General features: G+C 58.9%; 16 protein-coding genes. 8 read left to right on the top strand and 8 right to left on the bottom strand.

Going from position 1 to position 22,447, the window contains the following annotated elements; genetic code table 11:
* The first annotated feature begins 380 nt into the window (after window positions 1–380).
* The 5 genes from prfB to BO74_RS02055 all read left to right on the top strand — a co-directional run bounded on the left by prfB (window position 381) and on the right by BO74_RS02055 (window position 9,198).
* Window positions 381–1,485, top strand: a protein-coding gene (gene prfB / locus BO74_RS02035) for a peptide chain release factor 2 (RefSeq protein WP_496439641.1) whose coding sequence is annotated in 2 segments (ribosomal slippage) — window positions 381–461 and window positions 463–1,485 — 1,104 coding nt in all. Because the reading frame shifts where the segments join, the coding sequence is not laid out codon by codon here.
* A 44-nt stretch (window positions 1,486–1,529) separates the two neighbouring features.
* Entirely contained in the window at window positions 1,530–3,035 is a 1,506-nt protein-coding gene (lysS, locus tag BO74_RS02040) for a lysine--tRNA ligase (RefSeq protein ID WP_496439642.1), read from the top strand.
* A 143-nt stretch (window positions 3,036–3,178) separates the two neighbouring features.
* Window positions 3,179–4,450 carry an O-acetylhomoserine aminocarboxypropyltransferase/cysteine synthase family protein gene (locus BO74_RS02045; protein ID WP_496439643.1) on the top strand — a complete coding sequence of 424 codons (1,272 nt, stop codon included), beginning with the start codon at window positions 3,179–3,181 and terminating at the stop codon, window positions 4,448–4,450.
* 355 nt (window positions 4,451–4,805) lie between these two features.
* Window positions 4,806–6,956 (top strand): HDOD domain-containing protein, encoded by a 2,151-nt coding sequence (locus BO74_RS02050; protein ID WP_496439645.1) that lies wholly within the window; start codon window positions 4,806–4,808, stop codon window positions 6,954–6,956.
* A 31-nt stretch (window positions 6,957–6,987) separates the two neighbouring features.
* Window positions 6,988–9,198: a sensor domain-containing protein gene (locus BO74_RS02055; protein WP_496439755.1), complete on the top strand. Its 2,211-nt coding sequence runs from the start codon at window positions 6,988–6,990 to the stop codon at window positions 9,196–9,198.
* Window positions 9,199–9,272: 74 nt separating this feature from the next.
* On the opposite strand, the gene guaA is transcribed toward BO74_RS02055, so the two are convergent.
* Window positions 9,273–10,838, bottom strand: a complete 1,566-nt coding sequence (gene guaA, locus BO74_RS02060; RefSeq protein WP_496439647.1) for a glutamine-hydrolyzing GMP synthase — start codon at window positions 10,836–10,838, stop codon at window positions 9,273–9,275.
* A 58-nt stretch (window positions 10,839–10,896) separates the two neighbouring features.
* Window positions 10,897–12,357 carry an IMP dehydrogenase gene (gene guaB / locus BO74_RS02065; RefSeq protein ID WP_496439649.1) on the bottom strand — a complete coding sequence of 487 codons (1,461 nt, stop codon included), beginning with the start codon at window positions 12,355–12,357 and terminating at the stop codon, window positions 10,897–10,899.
* A gap of 61 nt (window positions 12,358–12,418) precedes the next feature.
* Here guaB and BO74_RS02070 point away from each other — a divergent pair, with 61 nt between their 5' ends.
* The 3 genes from BO74_RS02070 to BO74_RS02080 all read left to right on the top strand — a co-directional run bounded on the left by BO74_RS02070 (window position 12,419) and on the right by BO74_RS02080 (window position 16,414).
* Window positions 12,419–12,862: a DUF4124 domain-containing protein gene (locus BO74_RS02070; protein WP_496439650.1), complete on the top strand. Its 444-nt coding sequence runs from the start codon at window positions 12,419–12,421 to the stop codon at window positions 12,860–12,862.
* 167 nt (window positions 12,863–13,029) lie between these two features.
* A complete protein-coding gene (map, locus tag BO74_RS02075; RefSeq protein ID WP_496439651.1) occupies window positions 13,030–13,830 on the top strand; it encodes a type I methionyl aminopeptidase in 801 nt (266 codons plus the stop codon).
* A gap of 4 nt (window positions 13,831–13,834) precedes the next feature.
* Window positions 13,835–16,414, top strand: coding sequence for a [protein-PII] uridylyltransferase (locus tag BO74_RS02080; RefSeq protein ID WP_496439653.1), 2,580 nt, complete (start codon window positions 13,835–13,837; stop codon window positions 16,412–16,414).
* Between the two features lie 19 nt (window positions 16,415–16,433).
* Here the strand turns inward: BO74_RS02080 and def are convergent, their stop codons facing one another.
* From def to BO74_RS02110, 6 genes are read right to left on the bottom strand one after another with little or no spacing between them, the layout of a single operon-like run.
* Window positions 16,434–16,943: a peptide deformylase gene (gene def / locus BO74_RS02085; protein ID WP_496439654.1), complete on the bottom strand. Its 510-nt coding sequence runs from the start codon at window positions 16,941–16,943 to the stop codon at window positions 16,434–16,436.
* 1 nt (window position 16,944) lies between these two features.
* Window positions 16,945–17,700, bottom strand: coding sequence for an S-methyl-5'-thioinosine phosphorylase (locus tag BO74_RS02090; RefSeq protein ID WP_496439655.1), 756 nt, complete (start codon window positions 17,698–17,700; stop codon window positions 16,945–16,947).
* Between the two features lie 2 nt (window positions 17,701–17,702).
* Entirely contained in the window at window positions 17,703–18,251 is a 549-nt protein-coding gene (locus tag BO74_RS02095; RefSeq protein ID WP_496439656.1) for a hypoxanthine-guanine phosphoribosyltransferase, read from the bottom strand.
* Window positions 18,248–19,120 carry a UTP--glucose-1-phosphate uridylyltransferase GalU gene (gene galU / locus BO74_RS02100; protein WP_496439658.1) on the bottom strand — a complete coding sequence of 291 codons (873 nt, stop codon included), beginning with the start codon at window positions 19,118–19,120 and terminating at the stop codon, window positions 18,248–18,250. The genes BO74_RS02095 and galU overlap by 4 nt, the downstream gene beginning before the upstream one ends.
* 12 nt (window positions 19,121–19,132) lie before the next feature.
* A complete protein-coding gene (gene ligA / locus BO74_RS02105; RefSeq protein ID WP_496439659.1) occupies window positions 19,133–21,151 on the bottom strand; it encodes an NAD-dependent DNA ligase LigA in 2,019 nt (672 codons plus the stop codon).
* 16 nt (window positions 21,152–21,167) lie between these two features.
* On the bottom strand, window positions 21,168–22,445 hold the full coding sequence (locus BO74_RS02110) for a cell division protein ZipA C-terminal FtsZ-binding domain-containing protein (RefSeq protein WP_496439660.1): 1,278 nt from the start codon (window positions 22,443–22,445) through the stop codon (window positions 21,168–21,170).
* Window positions 22,446–22,447 lie beyond the last annotated feature (2 nt).

Consider the following 22,447-nt stretch of genomic DNA (forward strand, 5'->3'; position numbering starts at 1 on the left):
GAAAAAACCGGCCATTTTATAAAAAACCATTTTAATTCCACAATATAACCATTAGTTTTCGCATCACGAATGCGTAGCCCTGCGACGAAAAGACCAAAAATTATACCGCAAGCATTGAGCCTCGAAGGAACAAATTTGTACTACTGGATTCGAAAATCAGAGTCTTGACTTTGTCGTTCGACAACCCTCGAATCCCTTGATTAACACGCTTTCACATTAGTTCCATTCCGCCCGACAATAAACCCGGGAACCGTTCCGACCGATTGGATTGCGCCAGCTATGCGTCCCGACAATCGGCGCGACGAACTCTTTTGGGCAATTCAACCTGTGAACGCCTGCGTATATAATGCGCGATTCGACGACTTACCTCCTGGACCATCATGGAAGCAGAGCAACTCAATATCATCGCCAATCGCCTCAACGATCTCGCCCTCCGGTCCACCGAATTACGGAGGTATCTTTGACTACGATCAGAAGTTCGATCAGCTGAGCGCGGTTTCACGCGAACTCGAAGATCCGGCGGTTTGGGATAACGCCGAGCGTGCGCAGGAACTGAGCAAGGAAAAGAAAGCGCTCGAAGGCGTCGTGCTGACACTCAACCGGGTCGGCGAGGCACTGAAAGACTCTGAAGAGTTGTTCGCCATCGCCCGAGAGGAGAGCGATGACGATACCGTGCTGGCGGTGGCCGCCGACATCGATGACATCGAAAAAGACATCGTCGGCCTCGAATTCCGCCGCATGTTCAACAATCCGGCCGACCCGTTGAACTGCTTCATCGACATCCAGGCTGGCGCCGGTGGAACCGAAGCCCAGGATTGGGCGTCGATGCTGCTCCGGATGTACGTGAAGTATGGTGAGCGCAAGGGGTACGGGGTCGAAGTTCTGGAAGAGTCAGAGGGCGACGTCGCGGGGATCAAGACCGCAACGATCAAGTTCTCGGGCGAGTACTGCTTCGGCATGCTTCGCTCGGAAACGGGAATCCATCGGCTGGTACGCAAGTCGCCGTTCGATTCCAATGCCCGCCGCCACACGAGTTTCGCGTCCGTTTTCGTCTACCCGGAAATCGACGATTCGTTCGAGATCGAGATCAATCCGGCCGATTTGCGCATCGACACCTATCGCGCTTCCGGCGCTGGTGGCCAGCATATCAACAAGACCGATTCCGCCGTGCGTATCACGCACGAACCCTCCGGAATCGTCGTGCAATGCCAGAATGACCGCTCGCAGCATCGGAACCGCGCCGAGGCGATGGCCATGCTGAAATCGCGGCTGTACGAGATGGAAATACGCAAACGCCAGGCTGAACAGCAAAAACTGGAAGATGCCAAGACAGATATCGGCTGGGGGCACCAGATCCGTTCTTACGTGCTAGATCAATCGCGGATCAAGGATCTTCGCACCAATGTCGAAGTCGGCAATACACAGAGCGTACTCGACGGCGACCTCGACCAGTTCATCGAAGCCAGCCTGAAACAGGGTGTCTGAAACACGCTGCTACGGAAGAAATTTCACTTATCACGAGACCTGAGATGTCCGACCAGACCAACACACCGCAGGACCAAGACGAAAACCACATCATTGCCGACCGGCGAGCCAAGCTTGCCGAGTGGCGTGCCACCGGCAAGGCTTATCCAAACAACTTCGAGCGCGAGAACATCTCGGGCAAGATCATCGAGCTCTATGACGCGAAGACTGGCGAAGAGCTGGAGGCCAATCCCGTCGAGGTCAAGGTTGCTGGCCGGGTCATGCTCAAGCGCGTCATGGGCAAGGCGTCTTTCATCACCATTTCCGATGTCGGCGGCCGTATCCAGATCTACGTCGCGCGCGACAAGGTCGGCGAGGAAACATACACCGCGTTCAAGCGCTGGGACATTGGTGACATCGTCGGCGTTGTCGGCCCCCTCTTCCGCACGAAAACCAACGAGTTGACCGTCCAGGCCAACGAAATCCGCCTGTTGTCGAAGTCGCTGCGTCCGTTACCGGAGAAATTCCACGGCCTGACCGATCAGGAACAGAAGTACCGGATGCGTCATCTCGACCTGATCATGAACGAGCAGTCGCGCTTCACCTTCATGGCGCGCAGCCGTATTGTCCAGTCGATCCGCAACTTCATGTGCAACCACGGCTTCCTCGAAGTCGAAACGCCGATGATGCACCCGATCCCGGGCGGCGCCTCGGCGCGTCCGTTCAAGACGCACCACAACGCGCTGGACATGGAATTGTTCCTGCGCATCGCGCCCGAGCTGTATCTGAAGAAGCTCGTCGTCGGTGGCTTCGAAAAGGTATTCGAACTGAACCGGAATTTCCGCAACGAGGGCATGAGCCCCCGGCACAATCCGGAATTCACGATGATGGAGTTCTACGAAGCCTACAGCGAATACAACAAGCTGATGGACTTCACCGAAGGTCTGTTGCGCCACTCCGCACGTGAAGCGCTCGGCGCCGAAGTCTTCGAGTACCAGGGCCGGACGCTCGACCTGTCCAAGCCCTTCGATCGGCTGACGATGGTTCAGGCGATCATGAAATATCGTCCGCAATATACGCTGGAGCAACTGACTGACGCCGACTGGCTGCGGCAGAAGCTGACGGCAATGAAGGTTGAACTCAAGCCTGGCATGGGACTCGGGACGCTGCAGCTTCTGATGTTCGAGGAGACCACCGAGGCCGATCTCTGGGATCCGACGTTCATCGTCGATTACCCGGCGGAAATCAGCCCGTTGGCCCGCAGCAGCAACGACAACCCGGAAATTACCGAACGCTTTGAACTATTCATCGTCGGTCGCGAGATCGCCAACGGGTTCTCCGAACTGAACGACCCGGAGGATCAGGCTGAGCGCTTCATGGCGCAGGCCAAGGCGAAAGACGCCGGCGACGAGGAAGCGATGTACTACGACGCAGACTTCATCCGCGCGCTCGAGTACGGTTTGCCGCCGACTGGCGGTTGTGGCATCGGGATCGATCGTCTGGTGATGCTGCTGACCGATTCCCCGAATATCCGGGACGTCATCCTGTTCCCGCAGATGCGCCCCGAATAACAATCCCTCGCTCTCCTCAAGCGCCCCGACGGGGCGCTTGTCATTTGTGGCTCCGGTTATTTGGATAGGCGCAATCGGTCTAAGCGTCTGCGTTTCTGCTGCTAAGATGGAGCGAGTCATCTCCAACAACAAAGGGAACGCCCATGAAGCTCGAAACCCTCGTCGTCCACGGCGGCTACAGCCCGGAGCCGACAACCAAGGCCGTCGCCGTCCCGATTTACCAGACCACCTCCTACTCCTTCGACAGCACCCAACACGGGGCCGACCTTTTCGACCTCAAGGTTCCCGGGAACATCTACACACGCATCATGAATCCGACGCAGGATGTGCTTGAAAAGCGCGTCGCGGCGATCGAAGGCGGTGTCGGTGCGCTGGCACTGGCCTCCGGTCAGGCGGCGATCACCTACGCGATCATGACCATTGCCGAAGCCGGCGACAATATCGTTTCTGCCTCGACCCTTTACGGCGGGACGTACAACCTGTTCGCGCACACCCTGCCGCAATATGGCATCGCGGCGCGTTTCGCCGACTACCGCGACCCTGCATCCTTCGGGCAACTGATCGACGAGAAAACCAAGGCCATCTACTGCGAGTCGGTGGGCAACCCGCTGGGTAACGTCACCGATTTCGAGAAACTCGCGGAGATCGCCCATCGGCATGGCGTACCACTGATCGTCGACAACACGGTTCCCTCCCCGTATCTCTGCCGCCCCTTCGAACACGGCGCGGACATCGTCGTTCACTCGCTGACAAAGTACATCGCCGGACACGGAAATTCGATCGGCGGCATCATCGTCGATAGCGGGAAATTCCCTTGGGCGCAGCATAAGGAACGCTTCAAGCGACTCAACGAACCGGAGGTCTCCTATCACGGCGTCGTTTATACGGAAGCTCTAGGCCCGGCTGCGTTCATCGGCCGTTGTCGTACGGTTCCGCTACGGAACATGGGAGCGGCGATTTCCCCCTTCAACGCCTTCCTGATCCTGCAGGGTCTGGAAACCTTGCCGTTGCGCATGGACCGGATCTGTGAAAATTCCTTGAAAATCGCCGGTTTCCTGAAATCACATGAAAAGGTGTCCTGGGTGAATTACGCAGGCCTGCCCGACCATGCGGACTTTCCTCTGGTGGAAAAATACATGGGAGGAAAAGCGTCCGGCGTGCTGACGTTTGGCGTCAAGGGCGGTCTTGCTGCAGGAGGCCGTTTTCAGGATGCATTGAAGCTGTTCACCCGCCTGGTCAACATCGGCGATGCCAAATCGCTTGCCTGTCATCCGGCGTCGACAACGCATCGGCAACTGTCGGCGGCCGAACTGCAAAAAGCCGGCGTATCGGAGGACATGATCCGGCTTTCGATCGGCATCGAGCACCTCGATGACCTGATCGAGGATCTCGAACAGGCACTTGCTGCCGCCTGAACATGCCGTGATGGCAATCGCCAGCCCTGCCCTGCTGGCCGATGACGAGGAAATAGGTCGTGGCTGACCTGAAGTGAAGCCATCTGGCTTCCCGACTTTTTTCCCGTCATCCTTCTTCAGTTCTCCTTCCTGCTGCCGTAGCTATTACTACGGCTTTTCTGGCAGTATCCGGGCGTAAATACAACGACGACGGCTGATTCGCCGCCAGATCACGATTTCACGCTGGCGTACATCTGTTCATTTTTGTATATTAGCTTTGGCATATGCAGTTAGTTATAGGTGCGGCTTTACAGATGGACAGATAAATTTTCGATCAGGGAGAGCTTGGGCGTCATCGCATGGTCTGCAGCATTACATGACGCTCTGGGCAAACAACATGTACGAAAAAGAATCAGATATTCACCATCGATTGCTCGTCGCACGTCTGCCGGCGATGCCGCAGATTCTTCTCAAACTGATCGAGCAATGTCAGTCCGACGACGTCGGAATGTCCGAACTGGCGGAACTGATTTCCAAGGATGCCGGGATGGCCGGGAAGATTCTGGCCATTGCGAACAGTTCGGCGTATCACCGCAACAATCGAAAGGTCGGGCTTGAACACTCGCTGATGACACTTGGCGTTGAAATGATCAAGACGCTTGTCATCAGTGAATCCGTTCTGCAGGTGTTCAACAATTTCTCCCATTCGAGCAGTACGGACCTGCGCTCCTTCTGGAAGCACTCCTTGTCGTCCGCGGTCCTGGCGCGAGAGATTGCCGCAGCGATGAAGTATCCGCATCTTGAGGAAGCTTATCTCGCCGGCCTGCTGCATGACGTCGGTCGTTTGGCACTACTGTCGGCAGCGAACAAAGAGTACGCTGCCAATTTTCTTGCCAAGGACGACGAGACCCTTTCCGAGATTGAAGAACAGACGTTCAAGATCACCCATCAGGAAGCAGGTGCCTGGCTCATCGAACGCTGGAACCTTGATTCCTTCCTTTCCGACAGTGTGCTTTATCACCACGACCCGGTCTCCCGGCTGGAAAACACCCATCCATTGATTCGGGTCGTGCGGCTAGCCCATCTCATGAGTATTTACGACGCCAGCGACCTGTCCGTCCGGGAGGCTGCGTCGTTGTGTGAAATCAACGAGGAAGACCTGTCGCGAATTGCTTCAGGCGCCACTGAGAAGGTCGAAAGGGCAGCCGCCTATCTTGGCATCGACCTGACCGGCGCGAAGGATATCGACCTTCCGACGGCCTGCGAACCCGAACCGGCCCGTACTGAAACCAGTGCTACCGAAAAACAATTGTCGGAAGAAGTACTCAATTTGGTACTGACCTCCGAGGCCCGGCGCCTCCTTGCGCCAAGGCAGGGCGAGGCGAAGTTGCTGGAAGCCATGGCGCGTTCGGCACGGATCCTGTTCGATTTCGAGGATACGGCCATCCTCCTGATGAACGGAGACGGAAAACACCTTGTCGGCATGCCGCTCGGGGAAGACAAGCAACGCCTCAAGGAATTCACCGTCACACTGTCGCGCGGCGGCCCCGTCGCCGAAGCGGCCATGCAGCGGCGCATGGCGTTCATCGTGACCAATGGCAATCCGCTCGGTGTTACTGAAGAGCAACTGTTGCGCATCCTCCGTTGCGACTCGCTGGTTTGTCTCCCGCTCGCCTTCCGGAGCCGGTGTCTCGGAGTGCTGGTCGGTGGCGTTGCTGCGTGGCAGGTGTCTGGCCTGCGTAAGCGTGAGCGTTTCCTGAAGTCGTTTGGGGAACAAGCTGCGTCTGCGTTGGGGAGTGCGCTTGACGAAAGCAACGAGGCGTCGCAGCGGGTGGCCGATGTCGTCGCGGAATATCAGGAAGCCTCGCGCAAGATAGTCCATGAAGTGAACAACCCATTGTCGATCATCAAGAATTACCTGAGTGTGCTTGACAGCAAACTGGAGCAGCAAGAACTTGTTTCCAACGAGATATCGATACTTAACCAGGAAATCGACCGTGTCAGCCAGATCGTTCGCGGACTCGCCGATCTGAAACCGGCAACACCGGATGCCTTCGCTGAAGTCAATCGGGTGATCCGCGATGTGGCGCGGTTATTCCGTGATACCGAATATGTCCCCGCTTCCGTAAAGATCGTCGCCCAGACACAGGACAATCCGACCGAAATCGACATTCCACCGGACACGCTCAAGCAGATCCTGGTCAATCTCGTCAAGAATGCCGTCGAGGCCGTTCATTCGGCCGGGGAAATCCAGATCGTCAACAATGGCCACGTGAACAGGGACGGCTCCCTGTATGTCGAGGTCTGCGTCATCGACAACGGCCCCGGGATTCCCCCGGAGATCCTGAGCCATCTCTTCCACCCGCTAGAAAGCTCGAAAGGCGACGGACATCAAGGGCTCGGGCTGCGTATCGTGCACGGCCTTGTCAAGAAGCATCAGGGGTTGATCTCCTGCCGAAGCAGCGCCCGAGGGACCAAGTTTGAATTGTTGCTACCTGTTCGCGGAAGCGTGAATCAGGACACATAAACCGGACATCCCGCGTGAGACAACCATGAACATGATTTCGACTGATGATTCTGCCGCTCTGGTAGTCGCGCTGGGAAACAACCAGTCACAAAGGACTCTTGGGGCTGGAGAGTGTGGTCCACGTCTGCTGTTGGTCGATGATGAACCGATGCTGCTGAATAGCCTGTGCGAGTTGCTCAAGGGGCGCGGCTATCAACTGGTGACGGCATCAACGGGTTCAGAAGCCATCGGTCATCTGGAACAAACGAAATTCGACCTCGCACTGCTGGATCTTCGCCTGCCTGACTACAGCGGGCACGAGATCATGGATGTCATCAATACCCGCGGTATCGACACGAAAGTTATCGTTCTGAGCGGCGATACGGGGATCGATGCAGCAATTGGCGCACTGAAACGCGGCGCCTACGACTACCTGCGCAAACCACATACCCGGGAAGAATTGCTGACGACCGTCGACAACGCACTGAAGCAAAAGCAGCTGGAAAACGAAAATCACAACATTGCCTGGCAACTTGAGTGTTCGGAAAAGCTTTACCGCTATCTGGTCGACAGTTCGCCGGACATCATCTACACGCTCAACGGGGACGGGCGGTTCACCTTCATCAACGATCGCGTCCTGCAGCTACTCGGTTTCGCGCCATCCGAGTTGATCGGCAAGCATTATTCGGAACTGGTCCACGACGAGGATCTCGAACGAGCGCGCTACGTGTTCAACGAGCGGCGAGTGGGACAGCGCGCGTCGCGGAACGTTGAACTGCGTCTGAAAAGCAATCTGGGCAACGAGCAGGATCTGACTTTCGAAAACACGCTCATGACCATCTCGTTCAATTCGATGGGCATGTACGCCGTCGGAGCCGACCCCGAACAGCGCGAGTTCTTCGGAACCTATGGCGTGGCGCGCGACGTCACGGAGCGCAAGCGCGCCGAAGCGATGATTTCCTATCAGGCTTACCACGACATCCTCACCGATCTTCCCAACCGGGTTCTCTTCAAGGATCGCCTGGGTCTCGCCGTCATCCAGGCCAAGCGTAACCGCTGCGGGTTGGCGGTCATGTTCATCGACCTCGACCGGTTCAAGCTGGTTAATGACACCTTGGGGCACGTCAAGGGCGACGAATTGCTGCAGCAGGTCGCTAGCCGTCTGAAAAATTGCCTGCGGCGCGGCGACACGCTGGCCCGCCTCGGTGGCGACGAATTCACCGTCGTGTTGCCGGAATTGCGCGAAAAAAACGACGCCGAACTCATTGCGGAAAAATTCCTCGAAGCCTTGCGGCTACCGTTTGTGCTTGAAGGCAGCGAGTTTCATATCTCGGCGAGTATCGGTATCTCGGTCTATCCGGAAGACGGCGAGTCGATTGATGAACTGTTGCGCCATGCCGACATGGCGATGTACCACGCCAAGGCGCAGGGCAAGAACGGCCATGCCTTCTATGAAGAAGCCATGTACGACGCAACCTATCGCGAGATGACGCTGGAAAAGAGCATCCGGCGGGCGCTGGAGCAGAATGAGCTGGTGATGTATTACCAGCCGCAAGTCGACGTCGCGACAGGATGCATTTCGGGAGCGGAGGCGCTGATTCGATGGAATCATCCCGAACGTGGGGTGCTCTCGCCCGGCGAATTCCTGCCTTTTGCTGAAGAGCACGGACTGATGATTCCGATCACCGACTGGATGCTCCAGGCAGTTTGCAAGGACATGCGTGACAGGGCGCAGGCAGGGCTTGCCCCGATTCGCATATCGATGAACGTCTCGCCGCAGTATCTTGACCGGGGAGACTTCGCCGAACGCATGCGCCAGGTGCTGCCGCAATATGGCATTCCGCCGAAGCAGATCGAAGTCGAAATTACTGAAAATATCTGCATCCGCAACCCGCAGCACGTCAACGAACAACTGACACGCCTGTGTCAGATCGGCGTCAGCGTGGCCATTGACGATTTCGGGACGGGATATTCGTCACTCTCGTACCTGCACCGTTTCCCCATTCACACGGTAAAGATCGACCAGTCGTTCGTGAAGGAAATCCAGCGCGAGGACGGGCATTTCCCCGTCGTTCTGGCCATCATCTCGATTGCCAAGGGATTGGGGCTCAACCTCATCGCGGAAGGTGTCGAAACGGAAGTGCAGGCGCGCTATCTCGAGCAGTGCGGCTGTACGACGATGCAGGGATATCACTACTTCCAGCCGATCCCTGCCAGAAGCCTTTTCGAAGTACTGCATCAACAACAGGCAATTTGCTGCTGACCGGTCGCCCTATAGCGCTTGCGGGGTACTAACCCCAACAGGCGCCGGAGGCAAGTCAACAACTGCCGAAACGGCTATTCCCACTCAATAGTGGCCGGCGGCTTTCCGGAAATGTCGTACACCACGCGGTTGATTCCGCGTACTTCATTAATGATCCGGTTGGACACCTTGCCGAGCAAGCTATGCGGCAACTCGGCCCAGTGCGCGGTCATGAAATCCTGCGTCTGGACGGCACGGAGAGCCACAACGTATTCATAGGTACGCCCGTCGCCCATCACGCCGACCGATTTTACCGGGAGAAATACAGCGAAGGCCTGGCTGGTCTTGTCGTACCAGTCGGCGGCGCGAAGCTCGTCGATAAAGATGGCGTCGGCGCGGCGCAGCAGATCGGCGTACTCCTTCTTGACTTCACCAAGGATGCGGACGCCCAGCCCCGGTCCGGGGAACGGATGGCGATAGACCATCTCGTGCGGCAATCCCAATGCGATGCCGAGTTCGCGCACTTCGTCCTTGAACAGCTCGCGCAGCGGTTCGAGCAGCTTCAGGTTGAGCGTCTCGGGCAAGCCGCCGACGTTGTGGTGACTCTTGATGGTATGCGCCTTTTTTGTCTTCGATCCGGCCGATTCGATTACGTCCGGATAGATGGTGCCTTGGGCCAGCCATTTGGCGTTGGGCAGCTTGCTGGCTTCGGCCTGAAAAACCTCGACGAACTCGCGACCGATGATCTTGCGCTTTTGTTCTGGGTCAGCCACGCCGGAGAGATGGCCCATGAACTGGGCGGTGGCATCCACATGGATGACTTTCACACCGAGATTGCGCGCGAAGGTCTGCATGACCTGCTCCGCTTCGTTCAGGCGCAACAAGCCATTGTCGACAAAAACACAGGTGAGCTGATCGCCGATGGCACGGTGCAGCAGGGCCGCGACGACAGAAGAATCAACGCCGCCGGACAGTCCGAGAATGACTTCTTCCGTCCCGACCTGCTGGCGCACTTTGGCGATCGCTTCCTCCACGTAATCAGGCATGTTCCAGTCGTGCCCGCAACCGCAGATTTCGTGGACGAAACGCGCGAAGATTTCCTTGCCCTTGAGGGTATGCGTCACCTCCGGGTGGAACTGAACCGCGTAAAACTTGCGCGATTCGTCAGCCATCGCGGCGATCGGACAGGAGTCATTGCCGGCGATCACCTTGAAGCCTGAGGGCATCTCGGTCACCTTGTCGCCGTGGCTCATCCAGACGTCAAGGTAGGCGCTGCCATCCGGCGCGACGCGATCCTGGATCGAGTGAAACAGGCTGGAATCACCTTGCGCCCTGATTTCGGCGTAGCCAAACTCACGCTTCCCGGAACTCTCGACCTTGCCGCCGAGTTGCTGGGCCATCGTCTGCATTCCGTAGCAGATTCCGAGCACCGGCACGCCCAACTCGAAAACGACCTGCGGCGCACGCCACTCTTCGGCTTCGTATACGGAGTTCGGACCGCCGGAGAGGATGATGCCGTTCGGCTTGAATTCGCGAACGAAATCCTCGCTGACATCGTAGGGATGCAGTTCGCAATAGACCCGCTGTTCACGGACCCGTCTGGCGATCAGTTGGGTAACTTGGGAGCCGAAGTCAAGGATGAGGATTTTCTGGTGAGCCATTTTCGCGCCTTGAATAAACAAGGGCGGCTCGCAAGCCGCCCTTCGGAGAAATGAACGATCAGTCGACGTGGTAGTTCGGGGCTTCCTTGGTGATCTGGACGTCGTGGACATGCGATTCACGCACGCCGGCAGACGTAATCTCGACGAAGGCCGCACGCTCGTGCATGTCGGCAATCGTTGCGCAACCGAGGTACCCCATCGAAGAACGCAAGCCGCCCATCAACTGGTGAATCACCGCCAGAACTGAGCCTTTGTAGGGAACGCGGCCCTCGATCCCTTCCGGAACCAGCTTGTCGATATTGGCCGAGCCGTCCTGGAAATAGCGATCTGCCGCGCCATCGGCCATTGCCCCGATCGAACCCATGCCGCGATAGGACTTGTACGAGCGCCCCTGGAACAATTCGACTTCGCCGGGAGCCTCTTCGGTACCGGCAAACAAGCCGCCGAGCATGACGCAATGACCGCCGGCCGCAATCGCCTTGCAGATATCACCGGAGTAGCGAATCCCGCCGTCGGCAATCAACGGTACGCCGGTTCCCTTCAGCGCGTCCGAAACCATCTGAATAGCCGTGATCTGGGGAACCCCGACGCCCGCGACGATCCGCGTCGTGCAGATCGAACCCGGGCCGATTCCGACCTTGACTCCATCGGCCCCATGATCGATGAGTGCCATCGCTGCATCTGCCGTTGCGATATTACCGCCGACCACCTCGATCGACGGGAAATTGTTCTTGACCCAACGCACACGCTCGAGAACGCCTTGGGAATGTCCATGAGCCGTATCGACAACGATCACATCGACACCGGCTTCTGCGAGCAACTCGGCTCGCTCTTCGGTTCCCGCGCCGACACCGATGGCAGCACCGACACGCAAGCGACCGAGCGGATCCTTGCATGCATCCGGATGTTCGGTCGTTTTGATAATGTCCTTGACCGTAATCAACCCACGCAACTCGAATGCGTCGTTGACAACCAGCACTCGCTCCAGGCGGTGCTTGTGAATCAGTGCTTTCCCTTCCTCGACGGTTGCACCTTCCTTGACGGTAACCAGTCGCTCCCTCGGCGTCATGATGTTGTGAACAGGCTGATCGAGACTGGTTTCAAAACGCAGATCCCGGTTGGTCACGATTCCGACAACTACAGCGCCGTCAAGGACGGGAAAACCCGAAATCTTGTGCTGTCTGGCAAGTTCCACCACATCGCGTACCGACATCGTTGGCGGGACCGTAATCGGATCCTTCAGGATGCCTGATTCGAAACGCTTGACCTTGGACACCTCGGCGGCCTGCGCTTTCGGCGAAAGGTTTTTGTGGACGATGCCGATGCCACCTTCCTGCGCCAGCGTGATCGCCAGCCGGCTTTCAGTCACCGTATCCATGGCGGCCGAAACCAGGGGCATGTTGAGGGAGATGTTGCGAGTCAGGCGCGTCTGGAGGCCGACATCGCGAGGTAAAACGGTGGAATGAGCAGGCACCAACAGGACGTCGTCAAACGTGAGAGCCTTTTGAATTACACGCATGGCCTATAATCCGATGTCACAAAAACATATTATACAGCATGCTCCTTGACTCAGGACCGCCATGAAACGAATCGCTCTCCTTGCCGCAGTAGCCGCCATCACCTTCTCGGCCCACGCACAGATTTACCAATGGAAGGACGAGAAGGGGAAAACTGTAATCTCCGACAAGCCCCCCGTTGGCGCAGTTCAAGCGCAGAAAAAATTTGGCGCCGGCACCTCCTCAACCAGTGCGCCGACGCAAAAATCGCTTGCCGAACGCGAAATGGACTTCCGAAAAAGGCAGAAGGAATCACAGGATCTTGCCGGAAAGACCCGCAAGGAGGAAGCCGCTGCCGCTGACAAGCAGGAGAACTGCAACAACGCACACCGGCAACTCCAGTTGCTCGAATCCGGCGAGCGAGTCGCGCTGCGGGACGAAAAAGGCGAACGATATTTCATGGACGATGCGCAGCGTAGCCAGGAAATTGCGAAGGCACGCTCGTTCCTTGAGTCGAACTGCAAGTAAACGCCTGAAAATAGCGCTGTACGGGCCGGGAGCTGTCCCGGCCACCGATTTCCTCCCCGTTGCGGATCGACTCTTCCGTTGATCTCGCTTCGCTCAACCGGCCATAAAATTGCTTAAGGCGGTTCGTTACTTTATTCTTCGCCTTTTGCCCGGCCAGCGTCGCCAACATGAGCATCATTCTGAAAACTCCCGACGAAATCGAAAAAATGCGGGTTGCCTGCCGGCTCGCCGCAGAAGTACTCGACTACATCGCGCCTTTCGTCAGACCCGGCGTGACGACCGGCGAACTGGACAAGCTCTGCCATGACTATATGGTCGATGTGCAGGGCTGCATCCCCGCCCCGCTGAACTACACCCCTTCGGGCTACAAGCCGTATCCAAAATCGACCTGCACGTCAGTCAACCATCAGATCTGTCACGGCATTCCCGGCGAACGACAACTGAAGAATGGCGACATCGTCAATATCGACATCACCACGATCAAGAACGGTTATCACGGCGATACCAGCCGGATGTTCGTGGTCGGCGAGGCATCGATCCAGGCAAAAAGACTGTGCGATGTCACGTTCGATTGCATGTGGAAAGGGATCGAGCAGGTTCGCCCGGGCGCACATCTGGGGGATATCGGCCACGTCATCCAGCAATACGCCGAGGCTGCCGGCTTTTCGGTGGTACGCGAGTTTTGCGGACACGGAATTGGAGCCAGCTTTCACGAGGATCCGCAGGTCGTTCACTACGGACAACCGGGCACCGGTGTCGCGTTACGCCCGAACATGATCTTCACGATAGAACCGATGATCAACGCCGGCAAAGCCGCGATCCGCACACTCGCGGACGGTTGGACCGTCGTCACCAAGGACCACAGCCTCTCGGCGCAGTGGGAACATACCGTTCTCGTCACCGAAACGGGCTACGAAATTCTCACTGTCTCCGACGGGATGCGCCCGCCGCCTGAATGGATTGAATGACCCCATGAAACTCGATTCTGCAGCCCGATCAGATTTGCTTTCCCGCTACAAGTCGAGGGTTCAGAAAGGTCAACAAGAACTGCGCGAGCAGTACAACCAGGATCCTGATCCGGCCCGACTGCTTTACGAACGCAGTCATCTGGTTGATGAAGTGCTTCGTGATCTGTGGACGGAACTGCACTTCTCGGACAGCCTCGCGCTGGCGGCGGTCGGTGGGTACGGCCGGGGCGAATTGTGGCCGTATTCGGATATCGATCTGCTCATCCTGCTGCCCGCTGACCCGGACGCCGTGTTGGCGGAACAACTGGAGCAACTGGTAGGGCTGTTCTGGGATATCGGCCTGGAAATTGGCCACAGCGTCAGAACCGTGGAAGACTGCCTCAAGGAGGCAGAAGGCGACCTGACAGTGCAAACAGCGCTGGTCGAAGCCCGCCTGATTATCGGCAATTACGCCTTGTTCACCCGGATGGTCTCGGAATTCAAGAACCACCTTGATCCACAGGCGTTTTACCACACCAAACGCATCGAACAGGAAGAACGTTACCGGCGCTATCACGAATCTCCCTACAGCCTCGAACCGAATTGCAAGGACAGCCCGGGGGGGCTGCGCGACCTGCAAACCATACTGTGGATTGCGCAGGCGACCGGTTATGGCAACAGCTGGAAGGATCTCAAGCGCCACGGGTTCATCACCTACCAGGAAGAGCAAGGGCTGGAGCGACGGGAACGCTTCCTCCAGCAATTGCGCATTCACCTGCACTTCCATGCTCGGCGACGTGAAGACCGCTTGCTCTTCGACTATCAAACGGCACTGGCTGAACAGCTCGGATTCGAAGCCACGCCGGCGAAGCGGGCCAGCGAACAGCTCATGCAGGAGTACTACCGCACGGCCAAGACGATCATGCAACTGAACACGATTCTGTTGCAGAACATGGGCGCCGCGATCTTCCCCCCGCCAGAGCAGGCACCGCAGCCGATCAACGAGCGCTTCCAGAATGCGCACCAGTTGCTCGATGTCATGCACGAGCGGGTGTTCAGCCAACACCCGGGGGCGATGCTCGAAACCTTCCTGATCATGGCGCAGCATTCCGAACTGAAGGGGCTGACGGCGAGAACGATCCGGTCGCTATGGCGGGCACGCAAGCTGATCGACGACGATTTCCGCAGCGATCCGCTGAACAAGGAACGCTTCGTCGAGATATTCAAGCAGCAGCGAGGTGTCCTCCACGAGTTGCGGCGCATGAACCAGTTCGACATTCTCGGCCGCTATTTGCCGAAATTCGGGACGATCGTGGGGCAGATGCAACATGACCTGTTCCACGTATACACCGTGGACCAGCACATCCTGCAGGTGTTGCGCAACCTGCGGCGTTTTTCCGATTCCGCATTTACTCACGAATATCCGTTCTGCAGCCAGTTGATCAGCGAATTCGAGCGCCCTTGGCTGTTGTATATCGCCGCCCTATTCCACGACATCGCCAAGGGACGCGGCGGTGGCCATTCCGAGCTTGGCGCGATCGATGCAGAGGAGTTCTGCCGCGAGCACGGATTGTCGGAAGAGGACTCCGAATTGATCGTCTGGCTGGTTAAAAATCACCTTGTGATGTCCAACGTCGCTCAAAAGCAAGATATTTCCGATCCGGACGTCGTCGCCGCGTTCGCCAAAATAGCGAAAGACGAACGTCACCTGACCGCTCTCTATCTGCTGACGGTCTCCGATATCCGGGGTACCAGCCCGAAAGTATGGAATTCTTGGAAAGGCCAGTTGCTGGAGGGGTTGTTCAACCAGACGCGGCGTCTCCTGCTCTCTGGTGGTCAAGTCCCGGCACAGGGAATCATCCAGGAACGCAAGGCCGAAGCGGTTCGCCTGATGCTTTATCACGGCATCCATGAGTCCGCGCACGAGCAGCTGTGGAGCCAACTCGACACCGCTTACTTCCTGCGGCATTCCGCCGAGGAAATCGCCTGGCACACGCGCGCCCTGCACTACCGCATCAACAGCGAGGAGCCGGTCGTCAAGGCACGCCTTAACCCCCATGGCGACGGCATCGAAGTCATGGCCTACACCCGCGACCAGCGCGATTTGTTCGCACGCTTGGTCGGCTTCTTCGGCCGGGCCGGCTACAACATTCTCGATGCGCGTATCCACACGACGAAACATGGCTACGCCTTGGACAGTTTCATCATGCTCGACGTCACCGGGCGTGACAGCGATCGCAGCATGATCAACTACATCGAGCATGAACTGAAGGACAGGCTGATTCATCAAGGGCCGCCGGAGGCACCGGCGTCAGGGCGGATATCTCGGCAGGTCAAGCATTTTCCGATTCAGCCGCAGGTCACCATCGAGAACGACGAAAAAGGGGCGCAGTTTGTCCTTTCCGTCAGCGCAGCAGACCGTCCGGGTCTGCTCTACACGGTCGCCCAAGTGATCGCAGCACACGGCGCCAACCTGCATACAGCCAAGATCGTCACGCTCGGCGAGCGCGTCGAAGACACCTTCCTGATCACCGACGGTGATCTCGGGGAAGCTTCCAGCCGTATCAGGCTCGAAACGGAACTCCTGAATCAGTTGAAATCGTAGGGGAATCCCCTAGGGCTGTTCATTCGGATCCTGAATCGAGATCGGGGAAGAGCACGTCGGTAAAGCCGAACCGGCGGAAATCATCCATTCTCATCGGATACAGGACACCGTCCAGATGGTCGCATTCGTGCTGGACGACACGGGCATGAAACCCGTTCACGGTTCTGTCGATCGGATCGCCGTACTGATCGAATCCCTGATACCTGAGCTGCTGCCAGCGGGAAACCACTCCACGCAAGCCGGGAACGGAGAGGCACCCTTCCCAGCCGTCCTCGGTTTCTTCCGAGAGTGCAGTAAGTGTCGGATTGATCAGGACAGTGCGCGGCACGCTCTCGGCGTCCGGGTAACGCCCGCTGGCCTCGAAACCGAAGATCACCACCCGCAGCCCGACGCCGATTTGCGGCGCGGCAAGGCCAACGCCCTCGAAATGACGCATGGTGTCTTCCATATCGGCGATCAGCCCGTGCAACTCGGGGGTGTCGAAGTCAGTCACTTCCCGCGCACGTTGCCACAGGCGCGGGTCGCCCATTCTAAGAACAGGATGGATCGCCACAGCCCACCAGGCTTTCGATGACGGAGCGCACGTGCCCCATGGACTCCTGCAGGACCGCCTCGATGGCGTCGAAACTGATTCCGTTGAGACTGTCGGCCCGGCCCGCCGCGTAGTTGGACACCACGTTGATGGCCGCGTAAGGCACATTCAATTCTCTGGCCAAGGCAGCTTCCGGCATGCCGGTCATACCCACGACGTCGGCACCGTCACGCTCGTAGCGGTTGATCTCCGCCGCGGTTTCCAGGCGGGGGCCCTGCGTCGCGGCATAGACCGCCGAATCCTTGACGGCGACGCCGGCGAGTCTGGCCGCCTTGATCAGCTGGGCGCGCAACGCACCGTCGTAGGGCTCGGTGAAATCGATGTGCACGACCGGGCTATCGTGCCCCTCGTGGTACGTCATCCTCCGCCCCCAAGTGTAGTCGATGATCTGGTGCGGGATGATCACATCGCCTGGCCGGAGGTCGGCCCGGATGCCGCCAACCGAGGCCACCGAAACAATGGCCGTGGCGCCGCGCTTGCACAGTGCCCAGATGTTCGCCCGGTAATTCACCTCGTGCGGCGGGATGGTGTGCCCGTAGCCGTGTCGGGCCAGAAACGCCACCGGGCGGCCACAAATCTGCCCGAATGTCACCGCACCGGAGGCTTCGCCGTAGGGAGTACGCAAGACCTCACGGTGTGACACATCGAGATTGGCCAGTTGGCTCAATCCGCTTCCGCCAATGACTGCCAGCATGATCAGTTTTCCTTCATCGCATAGATGGCTGCGAGGTTGCGCCACTTGCCACTGACGTCCATGCCGAAGCCGAAGACGAAACGGTCGGGAACAGTCAGCGCCACGAAATCCGCCTGAATCGGCTTCACCTTGCCGTTCAGCTTGTCGGTTGCCACCGCCGTGTAGCAGGCTTTCGCGCCGAGCTCCTGCAGCCGTTCGACGATGGCAGCCAGGGTTAGGCCCTCATCGAGGATGTCGTCGAGAATCAGCACCGTGCGCCCTTCCACCGACGTCCAGGGCGCCGAGCGCCAGGACAACGCGCCGCCCGATGTTTCCTTGCCGTAGCGGGTCACGTGCATGTAGTCGAAGTCGAGCGGGAACTCCAGCTGCGTCAGCAGCTGGCCGGCAAACGGCACGCCGCCGCTCATGACGCAGAGTACCAGCGGGTTCGTTTCACCCAGTTTCTCGGTGATTTCCCCGGCCACACGGCTTACCGCGGCCGACACGGTCTCGGCCGAATGGATGACCTCCGCGTTGCCCAGAATCTCCCTCGCTTCCAGAATATCTGTCATTCGTGTTCCAGTTTTTTAAGGTAATTGGCGAATTCCTCGCCGACTTCATGATGACGCATGCCCAACTCGACGGTCGCCTGCAGATAGCCGAGCTTGGAGCCGCAATCGTAACGCGTGCCCTGATAACGATGTGCCAGGACCTGCTCTTCGCGCAGCAACGAAGCGATGCCGTCGGTTAGCTGGATTTCGCCGCCGGAACCCGGCGTCACGTTTTCCAGATGATGGAAGATGCGTGGCGTGAGGATGTAACGTCCGACCACACCGAGGGTCGATGGCGCCTCTTCGGGCTTGGGCTTCTCGACGATCGCCTCGATCCGCTCGATCCGATCGGCGACCGGCGCCGACTTGACGATGCCGTAGCTGCGAGTATCGGCCAACGGCACGTCGAGCACGCCGATCACCGAACAGCGATAGTAGTCGAATACGTCGGCCATCTGCTTCATGACCGGCGGTTCGCCGTCGAGCAGGTCGTCGGCCAGCAGGACGGCAAATGGCTCGTTGCCGATCACCGGCTTGGCGCAGAGGATCGCATGCCCCAGGCCAAGCGCTTCGGGCTGGCGGATGTAGATGCAGTTGATATTTTTCGGCAGCATGTTCTGGACGAACTCGAGCATTTCGGTCTTGTGCCGCAGTGCCAGCTCGCTTTCCAGTTCGTATGCCTTGTCGAAATGGTCCTCGATTGCCCGTTTTGTCCGCCCGGTAACAAAGATCATGTCGGTCACGCCCGCCGCCACGGCCTCCTCGACCGCATACTGGATCAGCGGCTTATCCACGATCGGCATCATTTCCTTCGGACTAGCCTTGGTCGCCGGGAGAAAACGGGTTCCGAGACCGGCGACGGGGAATACGGCTTTTTTAAGCTTGCTCATTGTTAGATCCTTTCAGTTGTCGAGGAGCGACCGCAATTGTGCCTCATCAATGACATTCAGATTTAGCGAAACAGCCTTTTCGAGCTTGGAGCCCGCTTCTGCGCCAGCAACGACATAATCCGTCCTTTTCGACACCGATCCGCTCACCTTGCCGCCGGCGCCCTCGATCAGCGCCTTGGCCTGTTCCCGCGAAAGCGAGGGCAAGGTGCCGGTCAAAACAAATGTCTTGCCGGAGAGTGCTCCGCCGGTCGGCTGCGGTTCGCCTTCGGTCCAGGCGACACCGGCGGCGCGAAGTTGCCGGACAACCTCGATATTGTGCGGCTCATCGAGAAACTGCCGCAGGCATTGCGCCACCACCGGACCGACATCCGCTACCTCTAGCAAGGCAGACTCATCTGCGGCCAGCAGGCGTTCCAGGCTGCCGAAATGCCGAGCGAGGTCCTTGGCCGTCGCTTCGCCGACATTGCGGATGCCGAGCGCAAAGATGAAACGGGCGAGGGTTGTCTGCTTGCTCTCTTCAATCGCCGCCAGCAGGTTATCCGCCGATTTTTCCGCCATCCGTTCGAGATTGACGAGCACCGACCGATCCAGCCGATAGAGATCGGCCGGGGTATGCACCAGATCGTTGTCGACGAGCTGTTCGACCAGTTTGTCGCCGAGACCCTCGATGTCCATCGCCCGCCGCGAAGCAAAGTGCAGCAGGGCCTGCTTGCGCTGCGCCGGGCAGTAGAGTCCGCCGCTGCAGCGGGCCACCGCCTCGTCTTCTGCCCGGACGACGTGCGAGCCGCAGACCGGACAGGTGGCCGGCATGACAAACTCCGGCGCGAGAATCGGGCGTTTCTCGGGGAGGGAGCGCACCACCTCGGGGATGACATCACCGGCGCGTCGCACTACCACCGTGTCGCTGATACGCACATCCTTGCGTCGGACCTCATCCTCATTGTGCAAGGTCGCGTTGGTCACAGTCACCCCGCCGACGAAAACGGGCGCCAGCCGTGCAACCGGTGTCAGCGCGCCGGTACGGCCGACCTGCACGTCGATGCCGAGCACCTCGGTCGTCGCCTCTTCGGCGGGGTACTTGTGCGCCACGGCCCAGCGCGGCTCGCGTGAAACGAACCCCAACTCCTGCTGCAGCGCCAGCGAATTGACCTTATAAACCACGCCGTCGATATCGAACTGCAGCTGTCCGCGCCGCTCGCCGACGCGGGCGTGAAACGCGGCCAATGCCTCGGGGCCGCTCAGGACGGCGCGTTCGGGACATACCGGGAGCCCCAAGGTAACGAGGGCATCCAGCACCTCGCTATGCGTCTGTGGAACAGCCCATCCTTTGGTTTCGCCCAGACCGTAGGCGAAAAAGGACAGCGGCCGGGTTGCCGCGATCCGGGAGTCGAGCTGGCGGATACTCCCCGCCGCGCCATTGCGCGGGTTGACCAGCGTCTTTTCACCCCGGCTCAGCGCACGGGCGTTGAAGCGCTCGAAGTCGGCCCGCTTCATGTACACCTCGCCGCGCACTTCAAGCACTTCGGGAGGATGGGCGGCATGCAGGCGCAACGGCACCTGGTTGACCGTTCGCACGTTCTCGGTGACATCCTCGCCGGTCTCGCCGTCGCCGCGCGTCACGGCACATACCAGAACCCCTGCTTCGTAGCGCAGGTTAATTGCCAGACCGTCGAATTTCAGTTCGGCGGCGTACTCGACCGGCGGATCATTCTCGGCGAGTCCCAACTGGTTGCGCACCCGCGCATCGAAGGCGTAGGCGCCGCTCGCCTCCGTGTCCGTCTCGGTGCGGATCGAGAGCATCGGCACGACGTGGCGCACCGGCCGGAACGATTCGAGCGCTTTTCCCCCCACCCGCTGCGTCGGCGAATCGCACGTTACGAGTTCTGGGTGCGCGGCTTCGAGCGCCTGCAGTTCGCGAAACAGCCGATCGTACTCGGCATCGGAAATTAGCGGATCGTCAAGGACGTAATAACGATGATCGTGCGCTTCGATTTCGGCACGCAGTTCCCGCAGTCGTTCCACAACGTCCATCCTGTCGGCGTCCGTATCAGGAGAACAGGCGTCGGGCCAGCGGACTGCCGGCGTGCAAGTCGTGCTCGGCGAGCACCGCCTGATATTGCGTGATCTGCTTGCGGATCGGTTCCAGCGCCTTTTCCGAGAGGGGGCGGCGGTTGTCATCGACCAGGGCACCGTGAAGGACGTCGGCGAAACGCCGCGCCGTATCGACCATCTGGTTGAATACCCTCTCCCCGTGCGCCACGCACGGTACATCGAGAAGGAAGGTCAGACCCTGCGCATTCAGTGTCTTGATCGTTTCCGCGGAAAAGCCCGACGGATCCTGATTCAGCAGGACATAGAGAATGTTGCCATCGTCGTCGCGGCGCACGAAGCGCTTGCCCGCGTCGAGCGTCATCCCGGCCGCCTCGGCCAAGGCACGCAGCTTGGTGCCGGGAAACGCCTGCCCCTCGCTGATCACGTTGATGCCGATCTGGATGTCCACGCCGGCACAGAACTCATCGAGTTTCGCAGCGGCATCGAGCGCCGGCTGGCGATGCGGCAGCTCGACGAGGCCCATGAGCTGATCGGCAAAATCCTGCACGGTGACGGAAAAAACCGTCAATTCGTCATCGGACACCGGACCTTGCCGGTTGGCCAATTGCAGACCGACGCGGAGATGGCGGTACTCGGCCGCGCTTTCCCCTGAGACACTTTCCCACTCGCCGTTTTCCTCGTTGTAGCCAACGAAGCGGACCGGCTTGCGCACGCGCGCCTGCAGATCCCGCTGCGCTTCCGCGATGCGCGATGCAGGAGCAGGTTCGACGGCGTCGATGGCCGCGATGAAATCGGCGTGCGGGGTCAAGAGTTGTGTCTCGGTCATCGGTCGGGCCTGGGCAGCCCGGCGTGGTGCGGGAGGAGGCATCTCTACCTGCGCAGGCACGGGAGAAACCTCTGGAGACGGCGCGTACTCTTTCGCACTCTCGTCCAACGCAGCGGAATCGTCCTGCTCTGGCGCAATCCCCGGCTGCGCAAAAGATTCGTCACCGAGAACCGGCTCGATGCGCTCGCCAGATAGCGGCGCATGACGCGGCGAGCCGATTTCAGGATTGTTCGGTTGCAGATCCTGGCCAGGAAACGCATCTGCCTCATGAGTCTGAACGCGCGAAGCATCATCCGAGGGTGTCTCAAGCAGCACGTCCGGATGGCTGGCTTTCATCGCCGTCTCCGCCGCCTTGCGCTGACGGACCTCCTGCCACTTGTTGTATCCCAGCACGCCCACCACGGCAACCGCGCCCAGGCCAATCAACCCCATCTGCAATTCGGTCATAT

The sequence above is a fragment of the Propionivibrio pelophilus DSM 12018 genome (assembly GCF_059569095.1).

Excerpts from the sequence above, each read along its gene's own strand:
- lysS (WP_496439642.1), top strand. The coding sequence starts at position 1,530 with ATGTCCGACCAGACCAACACACCGCAGGACCAAGACGAAAACCACATC.
- BO74_RS02045 (WP_496439643.1), top strand. The coding sequence starts at position 3,179 with ATGAAGCTCGAAACCCTCGTCGTCCACGGCGGCTACAGCCCGGAGCCG.
- BO74_RS02050 (WP_496439645.1), top strand. The coding sequence starts at position 4,806 with ATGACGCTCTGGGCAAACAACATGTACGAAAAAGAATCAGATATTCAC.
- BO74_RS02055 (WP_496439755.1), top strand. The coding sequence starts at position 6,988 with ATGATTTCGACTGATGATTCTGCCGCTCTGGTAGTCGCGCTGGGAAAC.
- guaA (WP_496439647.1), bottom strand. The coding sequence starts at position 10,838 with ATGGCTCACCAGAAAATCCTCATCCTTGACTTCGGCTCCCAAGTTACC.
- guaB (WP_496439649.1), bottom strand. The coding sequence starts at position 12,357 with ATGCGTGTAATTCAAAAGGCTCTCACGTTTGACGACGTCCTGTTGGTG.
- BO74_RS02070 (WP_496439650.1), top strand. The coding sequence starts at position 12,419 with ATGAAACGAATCGCTCTCCTTGCCGCAGTAGCCGCCATCACCTTCTCG.
- map (WP_496439651.1), top strand. The coding sequence starts at position 13,030 with ATGAGCATCATTCTGAAAACTCCCGACGAAATCGAAAAAATGCGGGTT.
- BO74_RS02080 (WP_496439653.1), top strand. The coding sequence starts at position 13,835 with ATGAAACTCGATTCTGCAGCCCGATCAGATTTGCTTTCCCGCTACAAG.
- def (WP_496439654.1), bottom strand. The coding sequence starts at position 16,943 with ATGGGCGACCCGCGCCTGTGGCAACGTGCGCGGGAAGTGACTGACTTC.
- BO74_RS02090 (WP_496439655.1), bottom strand. The coding sequence starts at position 17,700 with ATGCTGGCAGTCATTGGCGGAAGCGGATTGAGCCAACTGGCCAATCTC.
- BO74_RS02095 (WP_496439656.1), bottom strand. The coding sequence starts at position 18,251 with ATGACAGATATTCTGGAAGCGAGGGAGATTCTGGGCAACGCGGAGGTC.
- galU (WP_496439658.1), bottom strand. The coding sequence starts at position 19,120 with ATGAGCAAGCTTAAAAAAGCCGTATTCCCCGTCGCCGGTCTCGGAACC.
- ligA (WP_496439659.1), bottom strand. The coding sequence starts at position 21,151 with ATGGACGTTGTGGAACGACTGCGGGAACTGCGTGCCGAAATCGAAGCG.
- BO74_RS02110 (WP_496439660.1), bottom strand. The coding sequence starts at position 22,445 with ATGACCGAATTGCAGATGGGGTTGATTGGCCTGGGCGCGGTTGCCGTG.